Annotated in this window: 20 protein-coding genes and 1 pseudogene; 16 read left to right on the top strand and 5 right to left on the bottom strand. The window is 55.1% G+C overall.

Annotation, left to right across the window (positions count from 1 at the left end):
* Positions 1–38: 38 nt before the first annotated feature.
* From purL to KGP17_RS20180, 16 genes are all read left to right on the top strand, one after another.
* Positions 39–3932: a phosphoribosylformylglycinamidine synthase gene (gene purL, locus KGP17_RS20255; RefSeq protein ID WP_223499698.1), complete on the top strand. Its 3894-nt coding sequence runs from the start codon at positions 39–41 to the stop codon at positions 3930–3932.
* Positions 3933–4753: 821 nt separating this feature from the next.
* On the top strand, positions 4754–6190 hold the full coding sequence (locus tag KGP17_RS20250; RefSeq protein WP_037376562.1) for a HAMP domain-containing sensor histidine kinase: 1437 nt from the start codon (positions 4754–4756) through the stop codon (positions 6188–6190).
* A 3-nt stretch (positions 6191–6193) separates the two neighbouring features.
* Positions 6194–7075, top strand: a complete 882-nt coding sequence (gene qseG, locus KGP17_RS20245) for a two-component system QseEF-associated lipoprotein QseG (protein WP_021807697.1) — start codon at positions 6194–6196, stop codon at positions 7073–7075.
* Positions 7072–8412, top strand: a complete 1341-nt coding sequence (glrR, locus tag KGP17_RS20240; protein ID WP_021178888.1) for a two-component system response regulator GlrR — start codon at positions 7072–7074, stop codon at positions 8410–8412. The genes qseG and glrR overlap by 4 nt, the downstream gene beginning before the upstream one ends.
* A 99-nt stretch (positions 8413–8511) precedes the next feature.
* On the top strand, positions 8512–10134 hold the full coding sequence (locus KGP17_RS20235; RefSeq protein WP_021178887.1) for an NAD+ synthase: 1623 nt from the start codon (positions 8512–8514) through the stop codon (positions 10132–10134).
* Between the two features lie 13 nt (positions 10135–10147).
* Positions 10148–10486, top strand: a complete 339-nt coding sequence (gene glnB, locus KGP17_RS20230) for a nitrogen regulatory protein P-II (RefSeq protein WP_004847623.1) — start codon at positions 10148–10150, stop codon at positions 10484–10486.
* A 180-nt stretch (positions 10487–10666) separates the two neighbouring features.
* The gene (locus tag KGP17_RS20225) at positions 10667–11590 is read left to right on the top strand and encodes a LysR substrate-binding domain-containing protein (RefSeq protein WP_021807699.1); all 924 of its coding nucleotides are present in this window, start codon (positions 10667–10669) and stop codon (positions 11588–11590) included.
* A gap of 111 nt (positions 11591–11701) precedes the next feature.
* On the top strand, positions 11702–13165 hold the full coding sequence (locus KGP17_RS20220; protein WP_021807700.1) for a gamma-aminobutyraldehyde dehydrogenase: 1464 nt from the start codon (positions 11702–11704) through the stop codon (positions 13163–13165).
* A 115-nt stretch (positions 13166–13280) separates the two neighbouring features.
* The gene (gene ydcS, locus KGP17_RS20215; RefSeq protein ID WP_371822210.1) at positions 13281–14390 is read left to right on the top strand and encodes a putative ABC transporter substrate-binding protein YdcS; all 1110 of its coding nucleotides are present in this window, start codon (positions 13281–13283) and stop codon (positions 14388–14390) included.
* A gap of 258 nt (positions 14391–14648) precedes the next feature.
* Entirely contained in the window at positions 14649–15677 is a 1029-nt protein-coding gene (locus tag KGP17_RS20210; protein ID WP_021178883.1) for an ABC transporter ATP-binding protein, read from the top strand.
* Position 15678: 1 nt separating this feature from the next.
* Entirely contained in the window at positions 15679–16623 is a 945-nt protein-coding gene (locus KGP17_RS20205) for an ABC transporter permease (RefSeq protein ID WP_223498219.1), read from the top strand.
* Positions 16613–17419 (top strand): ABC transporter permease, encoded by an 807-nt coding sequence (locus KGP17_RS20200; RefSeq protein WP_021178881.1) that lies wholly within the window; start codon positions 16613–16615, stop codon positions 17417–17419. The genes KGP17_RS20205 and KGP17_RS20200 overlap by 11 nt, the downstream gene beginning before the upstream one ends.
* Before the next feature lie 48 nt (positions 17420–17467).
* Positions 17468–18892, top strand: a complete 1425-nt coding sequence (gene patD, locus KGP17_RS20195) for an aminobutyraldehyde dehydrogenase (protein ID WP_094982601.1) — start codon at positions 17468–17470, stop codon at positions 18890–18892.
* Between the two features lie 95 nt (positions 18893–18987).
* On the top strand, positions 18988–20898 hold the full coding sequence (locus tag KGP17_RS20190; protein ID WP_223498218.1) for an FAD/NAD(P)-binding protein: 1911 nt from the start codon (positions 18988–18990) through the stop codon (positions 20896–20898).
* Positions 20895–22076 carry a cytochrome c gene (locus KGP17_RS20185; protein ID WP_223498217.1) on the top strand — a complete coding sequence of 394 codons (1182 nt, stop codon included), beginning with the start codon at positions 20895–20897 and terminating at the stop codon, positions 22074–22076. Before KGP17_RS20190 ends, KGP17_RS20185 begins: the two co-directional genes overlap by 4 nt.
* A 380-nt stretch (positions 22077–22456) precedes the next feature.
* Positions 22457–23488 carry an IS630 family transposase gene (locus tag KGP17_RS20180; RefSeq protein ID WP_059201542.1) on the top strand — a complete coding sequence of 344 codons (1032 nt, stop codon included), beginning with the start codon at positions 22457–22459 and terminating at the stop codon, positions 23486–23488.
* Between the two features lie 111 nt (positions 23489–23599).
* Here the strand turns inward: KGP17_RS20180 and KGP17_RS20175 are convergent, their stop codons facing one another.
* The 5 genes and pseudogenes from KGP17_RS20175 to KGP17_RS20155 form a co-directional block, all read right to left on the bottom strand.
* Entirely contained in the window at positions 23600–23908 is a 309-nt protein-coding gene (locus KGP17_RS20175) for a hypothetical protein (RefSeq protein WP_037376419.1), read from the bottom strand.
* A gap of 2 nt (positions 23909–23910) precedes the next feature.
* The gene (locus tag KGP17_RS20170) at positions 23911–24468 is read right to left on the bottom strand and encodes a hypothetical protein (protein ID WP_223498216.1); all 558 of its coding nucleotides are present in this window, start codon (positions 24466–24468) and stop codon (positions 23911–23913) included.
* 57 nt (positions 24469–24525) lie between these two features.
* A pseudogene (locus tag KGP17_RS28015) lies at positions 24526–24654 on the bottom strand (RHS repeat-associated core domain-containing protein); the annotation flags it as partial.
* A gap of 154 nt (positions 24655–24808) precedes the next feature.
* Entirely contained in the window at positions 24809–24988 is a 180-nt protein-coding gene (locus tag KGP17_RS20160; protein ID WP_137751187.1) for a hypothetical protein, read from the bottom strand.
* Between the two features lie 584 nt (positions 24989–25572).
* A complete protein-coding gene (locus KGP17_RS20155; RefSeq protein ID WP_223498215.1) occupies positions 25573–25953 on the bottom strand; it encodes a hypothetical protein in 381 nt (126 codons plus the stop codon).
* Positions 25954–26021 lie beyond the last annotated feature (68 nt).

Here is a 26021-nt window from a genome sequence, read left to right as displayed (position 1 = left end):
GTGCTGAACCCAGTTGCTTCGAAGACGAGAGAACTTTGATTATGGAAATACTGCGTGGTTCGCCCGCTTTGTCGGCTTTTCGTATTACCAAACTACTGTCCCGCTGCCAGGATGCTCAACTGCCGATCGTTGATATCTATGCCGAGTACGTTCACTTTGCCGATGTCAGCGCACCGCTAAGCGCCGAAGAGCAGGCCAAGCTGCAGCGGTTGCTCAAGTACGGCCCTTCTCTCGCTGAACATGCTCCGCAAGGCCGCCTGCTGTTGGTGACGCCGCGCCCGGGCACCATTTCGCCGTGGTCTTCCAAAGCCACCGATATTGCCCATAACTGTGGCCTGACGCAGGTGGTTCGTCTTGAGCGCGGCCTGGCATTTTATGTCACAGCGCCGACCTTGACCGATGCCCAGTGGCAACAGCTTGCCTCCCTGCTGCACGATCGCATGATGGAAACGGTATTCAGCGAGCTGCAACAGGCGGAAACACTGTTCTCTCATCATCAGCCCGCACCGTATCAGACGGTGGATATCCTGGCCCAGGGCCGCAGCGCGCTGGAACAGGCCAACACCAAACTGGGGCTGGCCCTGGCGCAGGACGAGATCGACTACCTGCTGGCCGCCTTTACCGAGTTGGGGCGCAACCCAACGGATATTGAGCTGTACATGTTCGCACAGGCCAACTCCGAACATTGCCGCCACAAGATTTTCAACGCCGACTGGGTCATCGACGGCGAACAGCAACCGAAGTCGCTGTTCAAAATGATCAAAAATACCTTTGAGCAGACGCCGGACTACGTGCTTTCTGCCTATAAAGACAACGCAGCGGTGATGGAAGGTTCCCAGGTAGGGCGCTTCTTTGCCGCGCCGCAAAGCGGCCTGTATGACTATCATCAGGAAGAAGCACACATCCTGATGAAGGTGGAAACCCATAACCACCCGACGGCGATCTCGCCTTGGCCAGGAGCTGCGACCGGTTCTGGCGGTGAGATCCGCGACGAAGGCGCCACCGGCCGTGGCGCGAAGCCGAAAGCTGGCCTGGTAGGGTTCTCGGTTTCCAACCTGCGTATTCCGGGTTTCGAACAGCCTTGGGAACAGGATTTCGGCAAGCCGGATCGCATCGTCACCGCGCTGGATATCATGACCGAAGGCCCATTGGGCGGTGCGGCATTCAATAACGAGTTTGGTCGCCCGGCGCTGGTCGGTTACTTCCGTACTTATGAAGAGCGCGTCAATAGCCACAATGGCGTTGAGCTGCGTGGCTACCACAAGCCGATCATGCTGGCTGGCGGCCTGGGCAACATCCGCGCCGATCATGTGCAAAAAGGTGAGATCACCGTGGGTGCCAAACTGGTGGTGCTGGGTGGCCCGGCGATGAACATCGGTTTGGGCGGCGGGGCGGCTTCTTCGATGGCCTCTGGTCAGTCTGATGCCGATCTGGATTTTGCTTCGGTACAGCGTGATAACCCGGAAATGGAACGCCGCTGCCAAGAGGTGATCGATCGCTGCTGGCAGATGGGCGATAGCAACCCGATCCTGTTTATCCACGATGTGGGGGCCGGTGGCCTGTCGAACGCGATGCCGGAACTGGTTAGCGACGGTGGCCGCGGTGGCCGTTTCGAACTGCGTGACATTCTCAACGACGAGCCGGGCATGAGCCCGCTGGAAGTGTGGTGTAACGAATCTCAAGAGCGTTATGTGATGGCAGTAGCGCCTGAGCAGATGGCGACCTTTGAGAAAATCTGCCGCCGTGAGCGCGCACCTTTTGCGGTGATTGGTGAAGCGACGGAAGAACGCCATCTGACGCTCAACGATCGCCACTTTGACAATCAGCCGATCGACATGCCGTTGGATGTGCTGCTGGGCAAAACGCCAAAAATGACCCGCGACGTGAAACGTCAGCAGGCGAGCGGCGAAGCGTTGCAGCGTGCTGATATCTCCATTGCCGATGCGGTCAAGCGGGTGCTGCACTTGCCAGCCGTGGCGGAGAAAACCTTCCTGATCACCATTGGCGACCGTACCGTCACCGGCATGGTTGCGCGCGACCAGATGGTCGGCCCGTGGCAGATCCCGGTAGCCGACTGTGCGGTAACCACGGCCAGCCTGGATAGCTATTACGGGGAAGCGATGTCGATCGGTGAGCGTGCTCCCGTCGCATTGCTGGATTTTGCCGCCTCAGGCCGCCTGGCGGTAGGGGAAGCGCTGACCAACCTGGCCGCGGTGGAAATCGGTTCGCTCAAGCGGGTGAAACTTTCTGCCAACTGGATGGCCGCAGCAGGCCACCCTGGCGAAGATGCCGGCCTGTATGAAGCGGTGAAGGCGGTGGGTGAAGAACTTTGCCCTGCGCTGGGGATCACCATTCCGGTGGGCAAAGACTCGATGTCGATGAAAACCCGCTGGCAGGAAGGCAATGAACAGCGGGAAATGACGTCACCGCTGTCGCTGGTGATCACCGCATTTGCTCGCGTGGAAGATGTGCGCCACACCGTGACGCCGCAACTGCGTACCGACAGGGGTGATAGCGCACTGTTATTGATTGACCTGGGTAATGGCCACAATGCCCTGGGGGCAACGGCGTTGGCGCAGGTTTATCGCCAACTGGGCGACAAGCCAGCCGATGTTCGCAACGTGGAGCAATTGGCCGGTTTCTTCAACGCGATGCAGCAACTGGTGGCGGATCGTGCGCTGTTGGCCTATCACGACCGTTCTGATGGCGGCCTGTTGGTCACCTTGGCCGAGATGGCATTTGCCGGGCATTGCGGCGTAGAAGTCGATATTCAGGCGCTGGGTTCCGACGCTTTGGCTGCCCTGTTCAACGAGGAGCTGGGGGCGGTGATCCAGGTGCCTGCTGCGCAACTGGCAGCCGTACAGCAAGTCTTTGCCCAACACGGTCTGACGGATAACGTACATCACCTTGGCCAGGCGCTGAGTGGCGATCGTTTCGTTATCACCAGCGCTGGCAAACCGGTGTACAGCGAAAGCCGCAGCACTCTGCGTACCTGGTGGGCTGAAACCACCTGGCAGATGCAGCGCCTGCGTGATAACCCGGAATGTGCCGATCAGGAGCACCAGGCCAAGCAGGACGAGCGCGATCCGGGCCTGAACGTCAAGCTGACTTTCGCTACGGACGACGACATCGCGGCACCTTATATCGCCAAGGGCGCACGCCCTAAAGTTGCGGTATTGCGTGAGCAAGGGGTTAACTCCCACGTTGAGATGGCTGCAGCGTTCCACCGTGCCGGTTTCGATGCGGTTGATGTTCACATGAGCGATCTGCTGGCAGGCCGCCGCGATTTGCAAGAGTTCCACACGCTGGTGGCCTGTGGCGGCTTCTCTTATGGCGACGTGTTGGGGGCTGGTGAAGGCTGGGCGAAATCGATACTGTTCAACGAGCGCGTACGCGATGAGTTTGCCGATTTCTTCCATCGCCCGCAGACCTTGGCGCTGGGCGTTTGTAACGGTTGCCAGATGATGTCCAACCTGCGTGAACTGATCCCGGGGGCTGAACATTGGCCGCGCTTTGTGCGCAACCTGTCGGATCGTTTCGAAGCGCGCTTCAGCCTGGTGGAAGTGGCCAGTAGCCCGTCGCTGTTTATGCAGGGTATGACAGGTTCGCGCATGCCGATTGCCGTCTCTCATGGTGAAGGCCATGTAGAAGTGCGCGATGCGGCGCATCTGGCGGCGTTGGAACATCACGGCCTGGTTGCGTTACGCTTTGTCGACAACCATGGTCAAGTGACCGAAGCTTACCCTGCCAACCCGAACGGCTCACCGAATGGGATTACCGCAGTGACTAGCAGCAATGGCCGCGCCACCGTAATGATGCCGCATCCAGAACGCGTGTTCCGCACCGTCAGCAACTCCTGGCATCCAGAGGAGTGGGGTGAAGACAGCCCTTGGATGCGCATGTTCCGCAACGCTCGCAAGCAACTGGGGTAATTTAACCTGAGGTTTGCGTGAAGTTTACTGAGGCGCCGCATTGGCGCCTTTTTTATTTCTTTATTTTTTAATCGGTTAGCCCGTATGTCGGTTTTTTGAGACAAAGGCCATATTGCCTGTCTCTAAAAAGAGACATTTAACTCATTGATTTTTATATGAGTTAAATCGATCGGATTTAGTTGTCGTGTTTTGGCGACGGTATGTCGGATTAATACTCAAGCTTGACTACCCAAGTAGAGCGCCGGAAGTGATGTTAAAATAAATTATCGTTAATAAACAATATGATATAAATATTTTCATAAAGTTGGCACGGAAGGTGCATTATAACTATCAGTTGCTCATTCAACTTTTTATGATTGGCCCCGTCTAGTATGGAACAGCGCCTCATAAGCCTCCGAATGATGCCTAAGAAATGGTGCCTATCGTCCAACCAAACCGATAACAGACGCGCAAGCGACTTTATCAAGCATCGGACGACACGTGGAGTGAGGCACCGCCTAGTATCCAACTGTGATGATATGTTCATCAATCCCGGATACTTTTTGGATGCTATTCGTCCCAATCAGATGCCAGCCTAGTGCTACATCACCTGGGGACGAGGAGTAAGGGCATCCACATATTCCTTGCGATGGGGCATCATGCCCCAGCGTCAATATCCAAACCGCATTGCCTCAGTTATTTCCCTCGATACGTTCTCAAACCACATCAGTTTCCTCTTTTGGGATAACGCGTTTTTGCTTATCTGAACGCCATTAATCCGCTGCCGGGCTTTTCTCTCCCCGGATTGTCGGTTAGCATCTGGGCAGACTAGAGATAATGAGATGATTTCTTTGAAAAGATGGCGTCTATTTCCACGCTCGTTGCGTCAATTGGTCGTAATGGCGTTCCTGCTGGTGCTGTTACCGCTGCTGGTATTGGCTTATCAGGCCTACCAAAGCCTGGATCATCTCAGCGCGCAGGCGGCGGATATCAACCGTACGACGTTGGTGGATGCCCGGCGCAGTGAGGCAATGACCAGCGTGGCGCTGGAAATGGAGCGCAGCTATCGTCAGTATTGCGTACTGGTCGATCCGACCCTGGAGCGGCTGTACCAGAACCAGCGTAAACAGTATTCACAAATGCTGGATGCCCACGCCCCGATCCTGCCGGACGAACGTTACTACCAGACACTTCGTAAACTGCTGACTCAGCTAGCCACTATCAAGTGCCAGAGCAGCGGGCCGGACAAGGACGCTTCACTACTGTTAGAGTCTTTTTCACATTCCAACGCCGAAATGGTCCAGGCCACCCGTACCGTAATCTTTTCCCGTGGGCAGCAACTGCAGCAGGCGATCGCCGAGCGTGGCCAATACTTTGGTTGGCAAGCGCTGTTGCTGTTCCTGGTCAGCGTGCTGTTGGTGGTGCTGTTTACCCGCATGATTATCGGGCCCGTCAAGGCCGTTGAGCGTATGATTAACCGCCTGGGGGAAGGGCGTCCCATCGGCATGACGGCATCCTTTAAAGGCCCGCGAGAACTGCGTTCTTTGGCTCAGCGGATTGTCTGGTTGAGCGAGCGCCTGGCCTGGCTGGAATCGCAGCGCCATGAGTTCCTGCGCCATATCTCCCATGAGCTGAAAACACCGCTGGCCAGCATGCGTGAAGGCACCGAGTTGTTGGCTGATGGTGTGGCAGGCCCGCTCACCTCCGATCAGAAAGAGGTGGTGGCGATCCTCGATCAGAGCAGCCGCCATCTGCAATTGCTGATTGAGCAACTGCTGGATTACAACCGCAAACTGGCAGATGGCCCGTCGGAACATGAAAACGTCGAGCTGGAAGAACTGGTGGATATGGTGGTCGCCGCCCACAGTTTGCCGGCACGTGCCAAGATGATCCGTACGGAAGTCAAACTTGAGGCGGAAATCTGCTGGGCAGAGCCTACGCTATTAATGCGCGTACTGGATAATCTCTACTCCAATGCGGTGCACTACGGCAAGGAATCCGGTAACATTTGGATCCGCAGCCGCCAGGTCGGCCAGCGGGTACAGATTGACGTTGCCAATACCGGCAGCGCGATCCCGCAAGCGGAACGAACCATGATTTTTGAGCCTTTTTTCCAGGGGAGTCACCAGAGAAAAGGGGCCGTTAAAGGAAGCGGACTGGGGCTGAGCATTGCACAGGACTGTATTCGCCGTATGCGTGGCGAATTGACATTGGTGGATCTCGCCGATGCCGACGTCTGCTTCCGTATTGAATTGCCATTAACCGCCGAGAATGAATAAATAATGTACACAGGGTCTAATCGCGCTTATCAATCGCAGACCGAAGGTTCACCGCGTGTTTCTCTACGCGCACCGCTCGGCAAACATTCGCTTTCTTTTTTGGGCACGATCCTTTTTGCCCCGTTTCTGCTGATCGGCTGTGTCGATCGTGCCGTCAGTAGCGGCCCGGCCCAGCAGCAACAGGAAGCGATCCCGGATACCAAGGTGGTGGATTACCGCATTGCGCCTTGCGATACGCTATGGCAGCTTGACGAAAAAGAAGCCTTGGAAAACTCACTCTTTTGGCTGCGGGCGATGGACTGCGCCGATCGTATCGGCTCCACGCAGGCCAGAGCGTTAGCGAAAACCCTGCCGGGCAACAATTGGCAGGACGTGTTCAAGCAAAGCATTTTGCTGGGCAGCGCTGAGCCGAGCTCGAGTGAGCGCCGTCAGATCATCGATCGTCTGAACAGCTATCGTCTCGAGTTCCCTAACTCGCTGCGTCCATTGCTGCAACTGTGGCGTCAGCAGCAGGCGTTGCAAGTGAGCCTGTTTGACGAGCGGGCGCGTTACCAGCACCTGCAGGAAAGTTCAGACAGCCAGATCGATTCGCTGCGCCAGAACCAGATCCATCTGCAGAGCCAGTTGCAGGAGACCTCCCGCAAACTGGAGAACCTGACCGATATCGAGCGCCAGCTCTCGTCACGCAAGCAAATGCAGGGGGAAATCCCGGAAAGCAGCGTGGCGCAGCCTAAAGCCGAGCCCGCAGGCAAGCCCGCAGCGCCCGCCAAAGTGGCCGAGCCCGCAGAGCCAGCCCCGGTGACTGAAACCGGTACCGCCTTGCCGGTAGAGCCGGAAGAGACCTACACGCCGCCCGCGGCTAACAAGGAGTCCCCAGCGCAATGACAGCTCGCAAACCGGCCAATCTGTTGTTGGTTGACGACGATCCCAGCCTGCTTAAGCTGTTGGGAATGCGCCTGACCAGCGAAGGTTTTCACGTTACCACGGCGGAAAGCGGCCAAGAGGCTTTGCGCCTGCTGGCCCGCGAAAAGATCGACCTGGTGATCAGCGATCTGCGGATGGATGAAATGGACGGCATGGCGCTGTTTGCCGAGATCCAGAAATACCAGCCGGGAATGCCGGTGATCATCCTGACCGCCCACGGTTCTATCCCGGACGCGGTGGCGGCGACCCAGCAGGGGGTGTTCAGCTTCCTGACCAAGCCGGTCGATCGCGATGCGTTGTATAAGGCGATCGATGAAGCGCTATCGCTGTCGTCGATCCCTGCCGGCGATGACAGCTGGCGTGAGGATTTTGTCACCCGTAGCCCGATTATGCTGCGGCTGCTTGAACAGGCCAAGATGGTCGCCCAGTCGGACGTCAGCGTGCTGATCAATGGCCAAAGCGGCACCGGCAAAGAGGTGCTGGCACAGGCTATTCATGCGGCCAGCCCACGGGCCAAGAAAGCCTTTATCGCCATCAACTGCGGCGCGTTGCCGGAGCAGTTGCTGGAGTCAGAGCTGTTTGGCCATGCCAAAGGGGCGTTCACCGGTGCCGTCAGCAGCCGTGAAGGTTTGTTCCAGGCGGCAGAAGGGGGCACGCTGTTCCTGGATGAGATTGGCGATATGCCGCTCTCGCTGCAGGTAAAATTGCTACGCGTGTTGCAGGAACGCAAGGTGCGCCCACTGGGCAGCAACCGCGATCTGGATATTGACGTACGCATCATTTCCGCCACCCACCGCGATCTGCCTAAAGCGATGGTAAAAAACGAGTTCCGTGAAGATCTCTATTACCGTCTGAACGTGGTTAACCTGAAAATACCAGCGCTCAACGAGCGGGCCGAAGATATCCCGCTGCTGGCCAACCATCTGCTACGTGCTTCGGCGCTGCGCCACAAACCTTTTGTACGCAGTTTCTCCTCCGATGCCATGAAACGCCTGATGACCGCCAGTTGGCCCGGCAACGTGCGCCAGTTGGTGAACGTGATCGAGCAGTGCGTGGCATTGACTACGGCACCGGTGATCAGTGAAGCGCTGGTTGAGCAGGCGCTGGAAGGGGAAAACACGGCGTTGCCAACCTTTGTCGAGGCGCGCAACCAGTTTGAATTACACTATCTACGTAAACTGTTGCAGATCACCAAGGGTAACGTTACCCAGGCCGCGCGCATGGCGGGCCGTAACCGTACTGAGTTCTATAAATTGTTGTCGCGCCATGAACTGGATGCCAACGATTTCAAAGAATGATGTTTTCTTTTCTGAACCTGCATGCGCAGGTTCTCAACAAAGTAGCCGGAATGATTTACACTCCGGTTTCTTTGTTGTGGCATGGCAGACCATAGAGATATGAGCAGATCACTTTCCATTGCGTTGGCCCAGCTGAATTTGCTGGTGGGCGATATTGAAGGCAACAGCGAGCGCATGTTGCAAACCGTGCAGGAGCAGCAGAAGGCGGGAGCCGATCTGGTCATGTTCAGCGAACTGGCGCTGTCCGGCTATCCGCCGGAAGACCTGCTGTACCGTGATGATTTCTACCAGCGTTGCGATACCCAGCTAAGCCGCTTGCAGCAGGCCTCCGCCGAGGTGGCGATCCTGGTCGGCCACCCGTGGCGTGAAGACGGCAAGCTGTATAACGCGCTGTCCCTGTTCTCTGAGGGGGCTTTGCAGGCTCGTTACTTCAAGCAACAGTTGCCTAACTACGGCGTATTCGATGAGAAGCGCTACTTCCATGCGGGTGATAAAAACTGCGTGGTGGAGCTGAAAGGTTACCGCCTGGGGCTGCTGATCTGCGAAGATCTGTGGTTCCCGGAACCGGTCGATGCGGCGAAAGCGGCGGGGGCAGAGATCCTGCTGTCGATCAACGCTTCCCCGTATAACCGCGAAAAGCCGTATATCCGCAAAACCCTGATGTCCGGCCACTGCCAGCGTACAGGGTTGCCGTTGGTCTATCTGAATCAGATCGGCGGGCAGGACGAACTGATTTTTGACGGCTGTTCAAAAGTCTTTGATGCCGCTGGCAATATGACTCATCGCCTGGCGGCTTTCGCCGAACAGGTGACTCTGCTTGAGTTCAAAGGCCTGGAAGTGGTGCCGATGACGGCTCCGGCGGCAGAGTTGCCACAGCTGGCGCAGGTGTATGAGGCGCTGGTGCTGGCCGTACGCGACTATGTGACCAAGAACGGTTTCAAAGGTGCGGTGCTGGGCTTGTCCGGCGGGATCGACTCGGCGCTGACCCTGGCGATCGCCGTGGATGCGTTAGGCAAAGACAAGGTTCAGGCCCTGATGATGCCGTTCCGCTACACAGCAGATATCAGCATCGCCGATGCCAAGGAAGAGGCCGAAATCCTTGGCATCGAATTTGACATCGTCTCGATTGAACCCATGTTCGACGCCTTTATGGGCCAGCTCGCCCCGATGTTTGCCGATACCGCACGGGATACCACCGAAGAAAACCTGCAGGCCCGCTGCCGTGGCGTGGTGCTGATGGCGCTGTCTAACAAACGCGGCAGCATCGTGTTAACCACGGGTAACAAAAGCGAGGTGGCCGTCGGTTATTGCACGCTGTATGGTGATATGGCTGGTGGCTTCGACGTATTGAAAGATGTGCCGAAAACCCTGGTGTTCAAGCTTTCCGAATACCGTAATACCGTCTCCTACGTGATCCCTCAACGGGTGATCGATCGTCCACCGTCTGCCGAGCTGGCGCCGGATCAGCTCGATCAGGATAGCCTGCCACCGTATGACATTCTGGATGCTATTCTGGAAGGTTATGTCGAGCGCGATAAATCGGTCGCCGATCTGGTTGCTGAGGGCTTTGAAGAAGCCGTGGTGCGCAAGGTGATCCGCCTGGTGGACATCAACGAGTACAAACGCCGTCAGGCCGCCGTTGGGCCGCGCATTACCGCCCGTAACTTTGGCAAAGACCGCCGCTATCCGATCACCTCAGGCTTTGGCCGTAAAAATTGGTAATTAAGGAATAAAAATGAAAAAAATTGACGCGATTATCAAGCCCTTCAAACTGGATGACGTGCGTGAAGCACTGGCCGAAGTAGGCATCACCGGCATGACGGTGACCGAAGTGAAAGGCTTTGGTCGCCAGAAGGGCCATACCGAGCTGTACCGTGGTGCCGAGTATATGGTCGACTTCCTGCCAAAGGTTAAAATCGAGATCGTGGTAGCTGACGATATCGTGGATACCTGTGTGGAAACCATCATGCAGACAGCGCAGACCGGTAAAATTGGCGACGGTAAAATCTTTGTCTTCGACGTGGCCCGTGTAGTGCGTATCCGTACTGGCGAGCAGGACGAAGAAGCGATTTAATCAAAGCCCTAACAGGCTCACAACCAAGGCGCGGCTTAGCTGCGCCTTGGTTGTTTTTGTGCACTCCCTCCCTCTTTGCGTTCTAAAAAAGCGAACGACATCGCGTTTTTCACACATTTCCTGATGGCTTAGCGGTGAGCATCTACACTCAAACCAACTGTTTTGTTTGAGGTTGCTACCATGATGACGTTACGCCAAATCCGCCATTTTATTGCCGTGGCCGAAACCGGGTCGATCTCGGCGGCGGCGCAGGCGGTGTTTGTGTCACAGTCTTCGCTCACGCTGGCGATCCAGCAGTTGGAAACCGACATTGGCGTCCGGCTGTTCGAGCGCCACGCCAAGGGAATGAACCTGACCCACCAGGGGCACCAGTTCTTGCGCCAGTCGTACCTGATCCTGGCAACGGTGGATAATGCCAAGCGCAGCCTGCAACTGGGCACTGAAAGCCTGAGCGGCAAACTGACCATCGGCGTCACCAGTCTGGTGGCGGGATATTTTCTGGTGGAACTGCTCAAGCGCTTCAAGTCTGCCTATCCCAACGTGACTATCCAGGTGATTGAGGACGAAAGGCCCTATATCGAGCATTTGCTGGTGAGCGGTGAAATCGATATTGGGGTGCTGATCCTGTCGAACATTGAAGATCGCGACGCCTTACAGACCGAAGTGCTGATGCACTCGCCGTATCGCCTGTGGCTACCGCCGCTGCACCCGCTGCTGGAGCACGAAAGCATCGGTTTGGCAGACGTGGCCAAACAGCCGCTGATCCAGCTCAACGTCGATGAAATGGACGTTCATGCCCGGCGCATCTGGGGACGCGCGGGCCTGAAGCCGGAGATCGCCATGAAAACTGCCTCCACCGAAGCGGTGCGTAGCCTGGTGGCGGCGGGCATGGGCATTGCCATCCTGCCAGATATGGCTTACCGCGCCTGGTCGTTGGAGGGCAACATGATTGAGGCGCGCAAGCTGGTGGATTTGCTGGAACCGCTGGATATCGGCCTGGCCTGGCGGCGTGGCAGTGCGCGGCCTGAATTGGTAACCCCATTCCTCACGATTGCGCGGGAGAACAGCAAAACGAACATGACCGGCCTCAAGCATTCGATTTAATCGAACGCTGCCTTCAGTATTTAGAATTTGTTGTCCGCAGTGCGCTCGCTTAGTCTGATTAAAACTAACTTATCACATTTAGTTAACGTTTTTGTCACATGAGGCAGCGCAATGGCAGAGCTACAGTTGGTTTCCGGTTTATCCTGTCGGCAATTCATTAACGGCGAGTCGCTCGAGGGTGAAGGCCATCAGGAGACCATTGTTAATCCTGCCAACGGTGAAACCCTGGTTTCTATTGCCGAGGCAACGCCAACCCAGGTGGGGCGCGCAGTTGCCGCCGCGCAGCAGGCATTTCCCCACTGGTCACGCACCACTCCCGCTTTCCGAGCAACAATCCTGCTGCGTATTGCCGATGCCATCGAACGGCAGGCAGAACATCTGGCGCGCCTTGAAGCGCTGAACTGCGGTAAACCTTTCCATCAGGCACTGAACGACGATCTGCCCGCAGCCATTGACGTATTCCGCTTCTTCGCCGGGGCCGTGCGCACCCAGCAAGGCCAGTTGGCAGGTGAATATGTTGAGGGCCATACCTCCATGATCCGGCGTGACCCGGTCGGCGTGGTGGCCTCCATCGCACCATGGAATTATCCGCTGATGATGGCGGCCTGGAAGATTGCTCCGGCGCTTGCAGCCGGCAACACCGTAGTATTCAAGCCCTCCGAACATACGCCATTGACCATTCTGGCCTTGGTGCCTGCGTTGCAGGAAATCCTGCCGCCAGGCGTGTTGAACATTGTCTACGGTGGTGGCGAAGGGGTGGGCAGCCATCTGGTTGGTCATCCGCAGGTTCGTTTAGTGTCGGTTACCGGCGATATCGTTACCGGGCAAAAAATCTTGCAGGCGGCGGTCAAAAGCGTCAAGCGCACCCACCTGGAACTGGGCGGTAAAGCCCCGGTGATCGTCTGTGACGATGCCGATCTGGATGAGGTCGTCAGCAGTATCCGTACCTTCGGTTACTACAATGCCGGGCAGGATTGCACCGCTGCCTGCCGCATTTACGCCCAGGCAGGCATCTATCCGAAGCTGGTGGAAGCCTTGGGGGAAGCGGTCGCCAGCCTGCGTTTTGCCCGCAAGCGTGATGAAGATAATGAAATCGGCCCGCTGATCAGCAGCCGCCAGCGTGACCGGGTCGCCAGCTTTGTCGAACGGGCTCTCAGCCAGCCACATATCGAATTGATTACTGGTGCGGCGGCACACTCTGGCCCCGGCTTTTACTATCAGCCCACGTTATTGGCTGGCTGCCTGCAAACCGATGAAATCGTCCAGCGCGAAGTGTTTGGCCCGGTGGTCAGCGTGACGCGTTTCGACACCCTGGAGCAGGCGGTGACCTGGGCCAACGATTCCGAATACGGTCTGGCCTCCTCGGTGTGGACACAGAATATCGACCGCGCGCTGCATATCGCGGCGCATCTGCAATATGGCAGCACCTGGATCAACACCCACTTTACGCTGGCGAGCGAAATGCCTCACGGCGGCTTAAAGCGCTCGGGCTACGGCAAAGATCTCTCCAGCGATTCATTACAGGATTACAGCGTTGTCCGGCACGTGATGGCGAAGTTCAAGGCTTCCTTCTAGCCACACGGCCGATAAAAAATCGGCGGCAACCGTTCCTTGCCGCATACCAACATGCAACACAGGGGTAATTACGATGGGAAAAACACACGCAATCACCACAGTCACCGCGCTCTGTATGACGATCCTTTGCGGTATGGCTCAGGCCGCCGATACTCCACAGCAGTTGGGCAAGGGGGAAGGGCGGTTGGACATCATCGCCTGGCCCGGCTACATCGAACGTGGTCAGTCCGACAAGAATTACGACTGGGTGACCCAGTTTGAGAAACAGACCGGCTGCGCGGTGAATGTGAAAACCGCCGCGACCTCGGATGAAATGGTCAGCTTGATGGCAAAAGGCGGTTACGATCTGGTGACCGCTTCTGGCGATGCCTCGCTGCGCCTGATCTACGGCAAACGCGTGCAGCCAATCAATACCGCGCTGATCCCTAACTGGCAGAATATCGACCCACGCCTGATAAACGGCCCTTGGTACAACGTGGCGGGCAAAACCTACGGTACGCCATATCAGTGGGGGCCAAACCTGCTGATGTATAACACCAAAACCTTCCCGACGCCGCCAGACAGCTGGGCTGTGGTGTTCCAGCAGCAAAATCTGCCGGACGGCAAGACCAATCAGGGCCGGGTGCAGGCTTACGACGGCCCAATCTATATCGCCGATGCGGCTCTGTTCCTGAAAGCGACTCAACCCCAGCTTGGCATCACCGACCCTTACCAACTGAACGAAGAGCAGTATCAGGCGGCACTGAAACTGCTGCGCAGCCAGCACGCGCTGATCCACCGTTACTGGCATGACACCTCGGTACAGATGAGCGATTTCAAAAACGAAGGCGTGGTGGCTTCCAGCGCCTGGCCATACCAGGCCAACGCCCTGAAAGGCGAAGGCCAGCCTATCGCTACCGTATTCCCGAAAGAAGGGGTTACCGGCTGGGCGGATACCACCATGTTGCACGCCGAGGCCAAGCATCCAAGCTGCGCCTACCAGTGGATGAACTGGTCGCTGGAACCGAAGGTACAGGGTGACGTTGCGGCCTGGTTTGGCTCGTTACCGGCAGTTCCTGCCGGTTGCAAAGCCAGCACCTTGCTCGGTGATAAAGGGTGTGAAACCAACGGTTTCAACCAGTTCGACAAAATTGCCTTCTGGAAAACGCCACAGGCCGAGGGCGGCAAGTTCGTCCCTTATAGCCGCTGGACCCAGGACTACATCGCCATCATGGGCGGTAGATAACCCTTATAGCTCTCACCTGCGAGCGCCAGACGGCTCCCTCTCCCTTTGAGAGTGTTGGGGTGAACAACTGGATTACATCGCCATTATGGGCGGTAATAACCATCATTGCTCTCACCCGCGAGCGCCAGACGGCGCCCCTGTGGGGACCGATCGAGTTTGCTGAGATGACCGTTTTACTTCCAAAAGAGCAGGGACTAACAGCTCCCTCTCCCTTTGGGAGAGGGTTGGGGTGAGGGGCAACATTTTGGAGCGTACATCATGACCATTGCTGTGCAATTTATCGATGTCTCGCGCATTTTCGGCGATGTTCGTGCCGTAGATCGGGTTTCTGTTGAAATACAGGACGGCGAGTTTTTCTCCATGCTTGGGCCTTCAGGCTCGGGTAAAACTACCTGCCTGCGGCTGATCGCTGGCTTTGAACAACTTAGCTCCGGCTCCATCCGTATTCATGGGCAAGAGGCGAGCAATCTGCCGCCTTACCAGCGCGATGTGAACACCGTGTTCCAGGACTATGCGCTGTTCCCACACATGTCGGTGCTGGAGAACGTGGCCTACGGCCTGATGGTGAAAGGCGTTGCCAAGCGTGAACGGCTGGCGCGGGCGAATCAGGCATTGGAAAGCGTGGCATTGGGGTTTGCTGCCGAACGTAAACCGGCGCACCTTTCCGGTGGCCAACGTCAGCGCGTGGCTCTGGCTCGTGCATTGGTCAATCGCCCACGCGTGCTGCTGCTGGACGAACCGCTTGGGGCGTTGGATCTAAAACTGCGCGAGCAGATGCAGGGGGAGTTGAAGAAGCTGCAACGCCAACTGGGCATCACCTTTATCTTCGTTACGCACGATCAAAGCGAAGCCCTGTCGATGTCCGATCGGGTGGCGGTGTTCAACAATGGCCGCATTGAGCAGGTAGACGCGCCACGCGAACTGTATATGCGGCCAAGAACGCCGTTTGTCGCCGAGTTTGTCGGCACGTCCAACGTGGTACGCAGCGAATTGGCGGAGCGTTTGCTGGGGCAATCGGCCACCTTTTCGATCCGCCCGGAGCATATCCGCCTGCTGGATCAAAGCGGCGCAACGCAGGGGGAAGTTCAGGTTCAGGGTACCTTGCAGGATATCCATTACCAAGGGGCGGCGACACGCTATGAAATCGCCCTGAGCAGCGGTGAGAAACTGCTGGTCAGCCAGGCTAACCCGCAGTGGCAGGCCGTGGCACAGCAGCGCCTGATCGGTCAGCCGGTCACCGCCTGTTGGGCCAGAGAGGCAATGGTGCCGCTGCTGGAGGAGAGGTGAGATGGACATGAGCATCGAGCAGCCGGCAGCGCCCGGCGGTAAAATTCGCGCGATTTCCACTTACCTGTACCGCAAGCCAACGCTGTATCTGCTGCTGTTGCTGGTGCCACCGCTGCTGTGGTTTTGGGCGGTGTATCTGGGCTCGCTGCTGACCCTGCTGTGGCAGGGCTTTTACACCTTCGACGACTTCACCATGACGGTGACGCCGGATCTGACCTTCGCCAACCTGAGCGCGCTGTTCAACCCGGCCAACTACGACATCATCGTGCGTACGCTGACCATGGCGGTGGTCGTTTCGCTGGCCAGTGCGGTATTGGCATTCCCCATCGCCTATTACATGGCCCGATACACCAGCGGCAAGGTAAAAGCGTTCTTTTATATCGCCGTGATGATGCCGATGTGGGCCAGCTACATCGTTAAAGCCTATGCCTGGACGCTATTGCTGGCGAAAGACGGCGTGGCGCAGTGGTTCCTGCAACATATGGGGCTGGAGCCGGTATTGGCGAGCATTCTGAGCATTCCCGGCGTAGGGGGTAATACGCTATCGACCTCCGGTCTTGGGCGCTTCCTGGTGTTTGTCTATATTTGGCTGCCGTTCATGATCTTACCGATCCAGGCGGCGTTAGAGCGCTTGCCGCCTTCGTTACTGCACGCTTCTGCGGATCTGGGCGCGCGCCCGTCCCAAACGTTCCGCTATGTGATCCTGCCGCTGGCGGTACCGGGTATCGCAGCCGGTTCCATCTTCACTTTTTCGCTGACGCTGGGTGACTTTATCGTGCCACAGCTGGTGGGGCCGCCGGGTTACTTTATTGGCAGCATGGTGTATGCCCAACAGGGGGCGATCGGCAATATGCCGATGGCGGCCGCCTTTACGCTGGTGCCGATCGTCCTGATCGCCATTTATCTCTCGATTGTGAAACGCCTGGGGGCCTTCGATGCACTCTGAACGCGCGCCGTTAGGGCTGAAACTGGCCGCCTGGGGTGGCCTGATCTTCCTGCACTTCCCGATAGTGATTATTGCCATGTACGCCTTCAATACCGAAGACGCGGCATTCAGCTTCCCGCCGCGGGGCTTCACCCTGCATTGGTTCAGCGTGGCGGCGGGGCGGCAGGACATTATTGATGCGGTACTGCTTTCGGTACAGATCGCCTGCCTGGCCACGGCGATTGCGCTGGTGCTCGGCACGCTGGCCGCAGCGGCGCTGTATCGCCGGGATTTCTTCGGCAAGGACAGCATTTCTCTGCTGCTGCTGTTACCTATTGCCTTGCCGGGGATCGTCACCGGTCTGGCATTGCTGGCGGCCTTCAAGGCGCTGAACATCGAACCGGGGATCATGACGATCGTCATCGGCCATGCCACCTTCTGCGTGGTGATCGTGTTCAACAACGTGATCGCCCGCTTCCGCCGTACCTCACACAGCCTGATCGAAGCCTCGATGGATTTGGGGGCCGATGGCTGGCAGACCTTCCGTTACGTGATCTTGCCGAATCTGGGCTCGGCACTGCTGGCGGGAGGAATGCTGGCGTTTGCCCTGTCATTCGACGAAATCATTGTGACCACCTTCACCGCCGGGCACGAACGTACGCTGCCGCTGTGGCTGCTGAACCAGTTGGGCCGCCCACGTGATGTGCCGATCACCAACGTGGTCGCGTTGTCGGTGATGGTATTGACGATGTTCCCGATCCTGGGCGCGTACTACCTGACCAAAGGCGGAGAAAGCGTCGCAGGCAGCGGTAAATAGCACCTCAATTCCTAAATAGCTTATGCCAATATTTCAAAGGATAACCCTATGCAAAGCCAACTGCTGATTAATGGTCAACTGGTTACCGGCCAGGGCGAAAAGTTGCCGGTCTACAACCCGGCAACGGGAGAAGTGATTGTTCAAGTGGCCGAGGCCAGCGCACAGCAGGTTGAAGAGGCCGTGCAGGCCGCCGATGCGGCGTTTGAACAGTGGGGGCAAACCACCCCGAAAGAGCGTGCCGAACACTTACTGGCGCTGGCGGACGTGATTGACCAGCATGCGGAAACCTTCGCCAAACTGGAGTCCCTCAACTGCGGCAAGCCTTATCACTGCGCGCTGAATGACGAACTGCCTGCGGTGGCCGATGTGTTCCGCTTCTTCGCTGGTGCCAGCCGTTGCCTGAGTGGCATGGCGGCCGGTGAATATTTGGCGGGGCACACTTCGATGATCCGCCGCGATCCGTTGGGCGTGGTGGCTTCGATTGCTCCCTGGAATTACCCACTGATGATGGCCGCCTGGAAGTTGGCACCCGCGTTGGCGGCAGGGAACTGCGTGGTGATCAAACCTTCTGAACAGACGCCGTTAACCACTTTCAAGCTGGCCGAACTGGCCGCTGGCGTGTTCCCGCCGGGCGTGCTCAACGTGCTGTTTGGCCGTGGTGCCAGCGTGGGCGATGTGCTGACCGGCCACGACAAGGTGCGCATGGTCTCTCTTACCGGCTCTATTGCTACCGGTGAGCATATCATTGCCCATACCGCTCCAGGGATTAAACGCACCCATATGGAGCTGGGCGGCAAAGCGCCGGTAATCGTCTTCGATGATGCCGACATTCAGCAGGTTGTTGACGGCATCCGCACCTTCGGTTTTTACAATGCCGGGCAGGATTGCACCGCTGCCTGCCGGATCTATGCGCAAAAAGGCATTTACCCACAGCTGGTGAAAGCGCTGGGTGAAGCGGTGGCCAGCTTGAAGATCGGGCCACCGGAAGACAGCAGTACCGAATTAGGACCGTTGATCACTTCCCAGCATCTGGAGCGGGTGATTGGCTTTGTTGAGCGGGCCAAAGCACTGCCTCATATCCAGGTGGTCACCGGGGGTGAAAAAGTCGCTGGCCCTGGCTTCTATTTCCAACCAACGCTGTTGGCAGGCGCGCGCCAGGAAGATGAGATTGTCCAGCGTGAAGTGTTTGGCCCAGTAGTGACGGTGACGGAATTCGACGACGAGGCGCAGGTACTGGCTTGGGCCAACGCCTCCAATTACGGCTTGGCTTCCTCTTTGTGGACGCGTGACGTAGGCCGTGCCCACCGCCTGAGCGCGCGTTTGCAGTATGGCTGCACCTGGGTGAACACCCACTTTATGCTGGTGAGCGAAATGCCGCACGGCGGGCAGAAGCTGTCGGGCTATGGCAAAGACATGTCGATGTACGGGCTGGAGGATTACACCACTATTCGCCACGTGATGTTCAAACACTAATCTACTTGATCTGGCAGGATTTATACGCACAATAACGCGGCTCTCAGGCTGGCTTCGGCTGGCCTGATAATAATAAAGAATAAAAGGACGCTTTTATGGCTATCACCCGTCGCGATTTTCTTAATGGGGTGGCGATCACCATCGCCGCCGGGCTAACGCCGATGCAGATCCTGCGCGCATCGCCGCAAGCCGCCCATCAAACCCTGTATTACCCACCAGCGTTAACTGGCCTGCGCGGCAATCATCCAGGCTCATTCGAACATGCCCATCAACTGGGGCGTGATGGCAAAACCTTTGATTTTGGCAACCTGCCGATCGAGGAAGAATTCGATCTGGTGATCGTCGGCGCTGGCATCAGCGGCCTGGCGGCGGCCTGTTTCTGGCAGCAAATGAAGGGCAAACAGCAACGTATTTTGCTGATTGATAACCATGATGACTTTGGCGGCCACGCCAAGCGTAACGAATTCAGCAGCGAGAACGGCACCCTCCTCGGTTACGGGGGCAGCGAATCGTTACAGTCGCCGCGTTCCAACTTCAGCCCGGTCGCCATGGGGTTGCTGAAAAATCTGGGCGTTAGCCTGGACGGTATGGAAAAGGCCTTCGACACCACTTTCTATCCGGACCTCAATCTCAGCCGTGGCGTCTACTTCGATCGCCAGAACTTTGGCGTTGATAAGGTGGTCAGTGGCGATCCGGGCCGAGTGGTGGCGGATGATATTCCGCGTGATCGCCTCAATGGTCGCTCTTATGCAGATTTTATCAACGACTTCCCGTTGCCGCAGGCCGATCGCCAAGCCTTGATTGCGCTGCACACCGTCGAAAAAGATTACCTGCCGGGCCTGAGCCAGGAAGAGAAGGTGGCCTGGTTGGACAAGCACAGCTATAGCCAGTTCCTGCGCGAGAAAGTGGGGCTGAGCGAAATGGCGATCCGCTATTTCCAGCAAACCACCAACGATTTCCAGGCCGTCGGCATTGATGCGACCTCTTGCAGCGATGCCCGCATCTGTGATCTGCCAGGCCTGAACGGCATGAACCTGCCGCCGCTGGATGAGGAATCGCAGGCCGATCTCGACGATCCCTATGTGTTCCACTTCCCGGATGGCAATGCCACGCTGGCTCGCCTGATGGTGCGTCATTTGATCCCGGCGGTGGCTCCAGGTGGCAAAGATATGAACGACGTCATCCTGGCGCAGTTTGATTACAGCCAGCTGGATCGCCCCGAGTCGCCGGTGAAACTACGCTTGAACAGCACCGGGCTGCACGTGGCCAACGTGGGTGATAAGGCCGAGGTGACCTATATCAACGGCGAGAAGATGGTCAAAGTACGGGCCGGGCAAGTGGTGATGGCCGGTTACAATATGATGATCCCTTATCTGATCCCGGAAATGCCTCACGAGCAGCAAGAGGCGCTGAAGCAGAACGTCAAATCGCCATTGGTGTACAGTAAGGTGGTGATCCGCAACTGGCAGCCGTTTATCAAACTGGGAGTGCACGAAGTCTATGCCCCGACCGCGCCTTATAGCCGGGTGAAATTGGACTACCCGGTAAGCATGGGGGGATATCAGCACCCACGCGATCCAAACCAGCCTATAGGGCTGCATATGGTGTATGTGCCGACATTGCCCGGTAGCGGCCTTAGCCCGCGTGAACAGTCGCGCAAAGGGCGAGCGCTGTTGCTAGGAACCCCGTTTGAGGTACATGAGAAGATGATCCGTGAGCAACTGCAGGGCATGTTAGGTGATGCCGGATTTGATCATCAGCGGGATATTCAGGCGATCACCGTCAACCGCTGGTCGCACGGTTACTCCTATTTCCTCAACGGTATGTTCGATGATGAAGATGAGTCCCAAAAGATCATCGAAACCGCGCGGCAACCGATCGGCAAGATCGTTATTGCCAATTCCGATTCCGACTGGAGCCCGTATGCCAACTCGGCGATCGATCAGGCTTGGCGAGCCGTGAATGAACTGGCCTACGGTAAGGTTGCTGCCAAGGAGGGGGTATGACATTACGTCCGTGGTACCTGATGCTGTTGCTGGCTGGTGGCTCGGCTCACGCCATGTCCGCCGGGGAATACGTGGCCAAGGCAGGGGACTGTACGGCTTGCCATACCGCTCCGGGTGGTAAGGAACTGGCGGGCGGGATGAAGTTCCCAACGCCGGTAGGGGATATCTATGCCACCAATATTACGCCGGATAAACAGCAAGGTATTGGCAGCTACAGCTTTGCAGAGTTCGACCGTGCCATGCGGCAGGGCGTGGCCAAAGATGGGCATCGTCTGTATCCCGCCATGCCTTATACCTCCTACGCCAAAATGAGCGAGCAGGACATGCGTGCTCTGTATGACTACCTGATGCACGAAGTCCCGGCGCAAGACACTGCCAACCGGGAAAGCGATATCAGCTGGCCAATGTCCATGCGTTGGCCGTTAGCGGTATGGAATACGCTGTTCCATGAAGACCAAACCTATCAGCCAGAGAGTAAGCAAAGCGCACAGTGGAATCGCGGTGCTTATCTGGTACAGGGGCTGGGCCACTGTGGCAGTTGCCATACTCCGCGCGGCTGGGCGATGCAGGAAAAAGGGCTGGATAACCAATCCCCTGAGTTCCTGAGCGGCGCAGAGTTGGATGGTTGGTATGCACCGAGCCTGCGTGGGTTGAAGCCGGATGATGTGGTTGCGCTGCTGAAAAGCGGCCGCAGCCAACATGCGGCTGTGGCCGGGCCGATGAGCGACGTGGTGGCGCACAGCACGCAATACCTCAGCGATGACGATTTAAAGGCTATCGCGCAGTATGTACACAGCCTGGAGATAGAGGCACCGAAACCTGTAGCAACCATGGCGGCATCAAGCGCGAGCATGGCTTCTGGCGGGCAGATCTATGCGATGTACTGTTCAACTTGCCATGGCAATAAGGGGGAGGGGAGCGACAATGTCATACCTGCTCTGGCGGGCAATCTGTCGGTGACGGCGGATAATCCACTGACCGCCTTGCGCGTGGTGCTGGAAGGAGCGCATACGCCCGTCACCCAACATGCACCATCTATCGTTATGCCGGGCTATGGCTGGGTGCTCAACGATCAGAAGGCTGCCGATCTGATGAGCTATCTGCGTGGGAGCTGGGGGAACCAGGCTGCGCCGGTGACGGCGGAACAGGTACGGGATGCGTGGAAGCTGACTAAATAACAGAGTGTTGCGGTGTGTTACTCTGTGCTTGTTTTATAGGGTTCGAACATGTTCGAACCCTATAACTTCAGCCACTCTCATCGAATGCCACCTCCAGATTGTCGAAGCGCCGTATATCGTACCCAGGCAAACCCCACCGTATACACCAAATTAACATCATGTCTGCGATATCTGATGCAGCTAATTAAAAAATAATTAACCATCGTGTTTTCCCTTCCGAATAAGCTCGTCATAATACTCAGGCGTATGGATCAAGGTTTGTATAAACTACTTCACCTAAATAGCTGCGCCTAATAGTAGATCACTTAAAGGGAACTCAGCCCGGGTTGTGCGATCTGATCAATCGCCAAACCAACCAAAATCACCAACCGGACTGAGTTATGCCGATCATAGCACCCATCCCCCGAAATGAACGACGCCAGATGCAGAAAATCATCCATAAAACACCAGATAAAAATCATGCCCGCAGGCTTATGGCTATGTTGATGTTGCACCGTGGAGAACGCGTCAGCGACGTCGCAAGAACTCTCTGTTGTGCCCGTTCATCCGTAGGCCGCTGGATTAACTGGTTTACATTATCGGGTGTCGAAGGTCTGAAATCCTTGCCTGCCGGGCGCTCTCGACGCTGGTCTTTTGAACACATCTGCACATTGTTACGCGAACTGATAAAGCACTCTCCCGGCGATTTTGGGTATCAGCGTTCACGATGGAGTACAGAACTGTTGGCGATAAAAATCAGAGAGATAATAGGATGTTCGTTACATGCCGGAACTGTACGTCGCTGGTTGCCGTTAGCCGGACTGGTCTGGCGCAGGGCAGCACCAACCCTGCATATCCGTGACCCACACAAGGATGAAAAGATGGCTGTAATCCATAACGCGCTGGCTAAATGTAGTGCAGAACATCCGGTCTTTTATGAGGATGAAGTGGATATCCATCTCAACCCAAAAATCGGCGCAGACTGGCAACTTCGCGGACAACAAAAGCGAGTGGTAACGCCGGGCCAGAATGAAAAATACTACCTTGCCGGGGCCTTACACAGCGGTACGGGAAAGGTCAGTTACGTAGGTGGCAACAGCAAAAGCTCGGTGTTGTTCATCAGCCTGCTTAAACACCTTAAAGCCACATACAGACGGGCAAAAACCATCACACTCATCGTGGATAACTACATTATCCATAAAAGCCATGAAACACAGCGTTGGCTAAAGGCGAATCCAAAGTTCAGGGTGATTTATCAGCCGGTTTACTCGCCGTGGGTGAACCACGTTGAGCGTTTATGGCAGGCGCTTCATGACACAATAACCCGCAATCATCAGTGCCGTTCAATGTGGCAGTTGTTGAAAAAGGTTCGTCATTTTATGGAAACCGCCGGCCCATTCCCTGGAGAGAAACAGGGTCTGGCAAAAGTGTAGCGGTATTAAGCGCAGCTATTTAGGAACGCCAGTTATTGATATGGAGAGTTAACTGCTGGAAATCGGCAGCTAACCCTACTGTATCATTACAAAAATCATTTGCATATTAAATTAATAATGCAGATATTTTCTATAATACTCTTCAGTATCCTGTACTGAATTAATATCCGTGTAAGATCCTCTGCATCGAATGCTTATTTGCTCATCTGGAATATCAGCGACATTCCCTATCCTTCCCTTTTCATTGCTACCTACACAAACATATACTTCATCTTCATCTGCTTCTATGCAAGCGATAAACTCATCATGATGAACACTTGCCAATGGCTCCCATTCTCCATATAAATCAAAGTTATCCATTCTACCATTCAGTAGAAACCCAACAACTTCCTTCTTCCAGAAAACTTTATCTTTTCGCATAGTTACTCCAACTCTTTTTTCACATCAACAATTTTGAAACCTGATTTACTAGTTCCTTTTCCCTTAGGCGGAACATATAGATCCTTAATTCCGAACTCATTCATTTCCTCATCTCTAAACCTATTGGGTTTTGTTCTTCCACCTCTAGTTTCAAGTTCCAGATTGAAATCTATGCCAGCACTTTTTGGACCTCTAATCGTAATAAGCTCCACATTTCTACCGTCATTTAATGCCTCACGAAATTCACGTTCTGCCCCAGCTTTATCAAAAGTTGTAGATATCACTGGACTGCTACCTCCACCAGCCTGAGCATGCTGCATAGCTCTAACCGCGTCTGCAGGATCATCAGACTCCAGTTTTCCAAGCAATTTCTTCCGCTGATTATTTGCCTGCATTATAGATTTACCTTTCTCACGCTCACGCAAGAATGCACCACCTAAAACAATATCTGAATTAGGTCTCACGGGCTGAACTCGATAAACTTCAACCAGTTCTTCACCCGCATGCGCTCTTACTCCTGTGCCCGGCGGCTCCGGACAATCTCCAGGAACGCTAGCCAAACCAAGCGGATCCACCCACCCGGTAGGGTTAGGTACATACTGCGTCTGGTTTAGGCCACCGGCCAGCCCAATCGGATCAGGGATGATAAACCTTGCGGTCTCCGGCGAGTAATAGCGATACCGGTTATAGTGCAACCCGCTTTCTACATCGAAGTACTGCCCCTGAAAACGCAGTGGTTGCGGCACAGATTCAACGAACGCTACCGCCAGATTGCCGTAGGCGCGGTACGCCGCGCTCCAGGCAATCTGTCCTTTGCCGTTGACCAGTTCCTCGGGGGACCTAGGTAGTCATTCAGATTGTTCAGGTCGATATTTTCATATCGACCTTTCTGAGCTACCTTTATATCATTTCATTCACTTTATAGTTATAAATTCCTTTTTTATTATCATCTATTTCTTGATTGATTGAGATTTCAATTGCATACTCAAGAAGTAATTTCATAAAATGGTGGGGATCTTCTAAGATGTCACCAAATACTAACTTATGCAAAGCATCTTCAAAAGACTCGTCAGCATTCAAAAGATACTTCTCAAGCACGGTAATAGTTAAAAACATCCAAGCAGGGATGATGCCAGATCACTTTTTATATATTTATCAAATAATTTAAAAATGCTTGACTTATCGGAGAAATTGCATTCAAATATATCCTCACTCCACAGTAGTGATATTTGAGTTGAAGGGGCTTAACACCCCCCCTAAAAACCCCATCGCTTTCAGCCTTTTCTTTTTATTTAATTTCACTTTTACTGTCCCCGTTTAGGATGGCTGGTTAATGGACTGCCATTATCATCAATATCTTTCCCCATATGTTGAGGCCTTTTTGAAAGACTGTTGTCACCTCTTTGTTTCAATATCAATTTGGCGTGATAAATAGAGTTAAGCTGATCTCGTTGGCTTAAATATCGTTTCGGAGCTCTAGGGGACTTTCGCTTGCCCAGCTTTCGCGGCACTTTTATGTATTACTGCTTGATAAACCGGACTGTATCCAGTGACTGGAAAGATAAGTGATGTAAAAAGCCGGAACTATCAGAAGTTCCAGCATTCTCATCTACAACATAACTAATGAATTACGTCAAGTTATCATGAGAGCAGTGGGTTAACATTTATCTAATATTGTTTATTATTTCCCTTGCTTTATAAGTCAAAACAAAACAATCCTCCAGTGGTTCTCCATCTAACGCCCAGTATTCAATTAACTGAAAATGCTTCTGGTGATTATTTGAAAGCAAATCTAATGCTTTAACGATAACTTCATTATTAGTATCCATTCCCATACTTAAACAATCATTAGTAAAATCGAGTATCAATTGCATCAGCAAATCTCTCTCTGATTCTGAATAATTATCATTTGAGTAAGTTAAGATATATTTGTTCAGATATTCCTCGGTACGAAATTCCTCAGGTAATTCATATGTCCAATCTTGAGTAAAATCATCCCCGCAAGGTAAGCCAAGATCTCTGCATATCCGTTCTATTGAGTTCATTTTTTGCAACTTTATAATTTTTTTTGAGATGTGTTAAGTTATATAGCAATGACGTTATGGCAGAGCCA

The organism is Serratia sp. JSRIV001 (genome assembly GCF_019968745.1).
Classification (GTDB): Bacteria; Pseudomonadota; Gammaproteobacteria; order Enterobacterales; family Enterobacteriaceae; genus Chania; species Chania fonticola_B.
Note: the sequence above shows the minus strand (reverse complement) of the source record. Positions and strands in the feature narration are given on the sequence as shown.

What these genes read in the sequence shown, in the direction of transcription:
- KGP17_RS20250 (WP_037376562.1), top strand. Translation starts at nt 4,754, where the DNA reads ATGATTTCTTTGAAAAGATGGCGTCTATTTCCACGCTCGTTGCGTCAA.
- qseG (WP_021807697.1), top strand. Translation starts at nt 6,194, where the DNA reads ATGTACACAGGGTCTAATCGCGCTTATCAATCGCAGACCGAAGGTTCA.
- glrR (WP_021178888.1), top strand. Translation starts at nt 7,072, where the DNA reads ATGACAGCTCGCAAACCGGCCAATCTGTTGTTGGTTGACGACGATCCC.
- KGP17_RS20235 (WP_021178887.1), top strand. Translation starts at nt 8,512, where the DNA reads ATGAGCAGATCACTTTCCATTGCGTTGGCCCAGCTGAATTTGCTGGTG.
- glnB (WP_004847623.1), top strand. Translation starts at nt 10,148, where the DNA reads ATGAAAAAAATTGACGCGATTATCAAGCCCTTCAAACTGGATGACGTG.
- KGP17_RS20225 (WP_021807699.1), top strand. Translation starts at nt 10,667, where the DNA reads ATGATGACGTTACGCCAAATCCGCCATTTTATTGCCGTGGCCGAAACC.
- KGP17_RS20220 (WP_021807700.1), top strand. Translation starts at nt 11,702, where the DNA reads ATGGCAGAGCTACAGTTGGTTTCCGGTTTATCCTGTCGGCAATTCATT.
- ydcS (WP_371822210.1), top strand. Translation starts at nt 13,281, where the DNA reads ATGACGATCCTTTGCGGTATGGCTCAGGCCGCCGATACTCCACAGCAG.
- KGP17_RS20210 (WP_021178883.1), top strand. Translation starts at nt 14,649, where the DNA reads ATGACCATTGCTGTGCAATTTATCGATGTCTCGCGCATTTTCGGCGAT.
- KGP17_RS20205 (WP_223498219.1), top strand. Translation starts at nt 15,679, where the DNA reads ATGGACATGAGCATCGAGCAGCCGGCAGCGCCCGGCGGTAAAATTCGC.
- KGP17_RS20200 (WP_021178881.1), top strand. Translation starts at nt 16,613, where the DNA reads ATGCACTCTGAACGCGCGCCGTTAGGGCTGAAACTGGCCGCCTGGGGT.
- patD (WP_094982601.1), top strand. Translation starts at nt 17,468, where the DNA reads ATGCAAAGCCAACTGCTGATTAATGGTCAACTGGTTACCGGCCAGGGC.
- KGP17_RS20190 (WP_223498218.1), top strand. Translation starts at nt 18,988, where the DNA reads ATGGCTATCACCCGTCGCGATTTTCTTAATGGGGTGGCGATCACCATC.
- KGP17_RS20185 (WP_223498217.1), top strand. Translation starts at nt 20,895, where the DNA reads ATGACATTACGTCCGTGGTACCTGATGCTGTTGCTGGCTGGTGGCTCG.
- KGP17_RS20180 (WP_059201542.1), top strand. Translation starts at nt 22,457, where the DNA reads ATGCCGATCATAGCACCCATCCCCCGAAATGAACGACGCCAGATGCAG.
- KGP17_RS20175 (WP_037376419.1), bottom strand. Translation starts at nt 23,908, where the DNA reads ATGCGAAAAGATAAAGTTTTCTGGAAGAAGGAAGTTGTTGGGTTTCTA.
- KGP17_RS20155 (WP_223498215.1), bottom strand. Translation starts at nt 25,953, where the DNA reads ATGAACTCAATAGAACGGATATGCAGAGATCTTGGCTTACCTTGCGGG.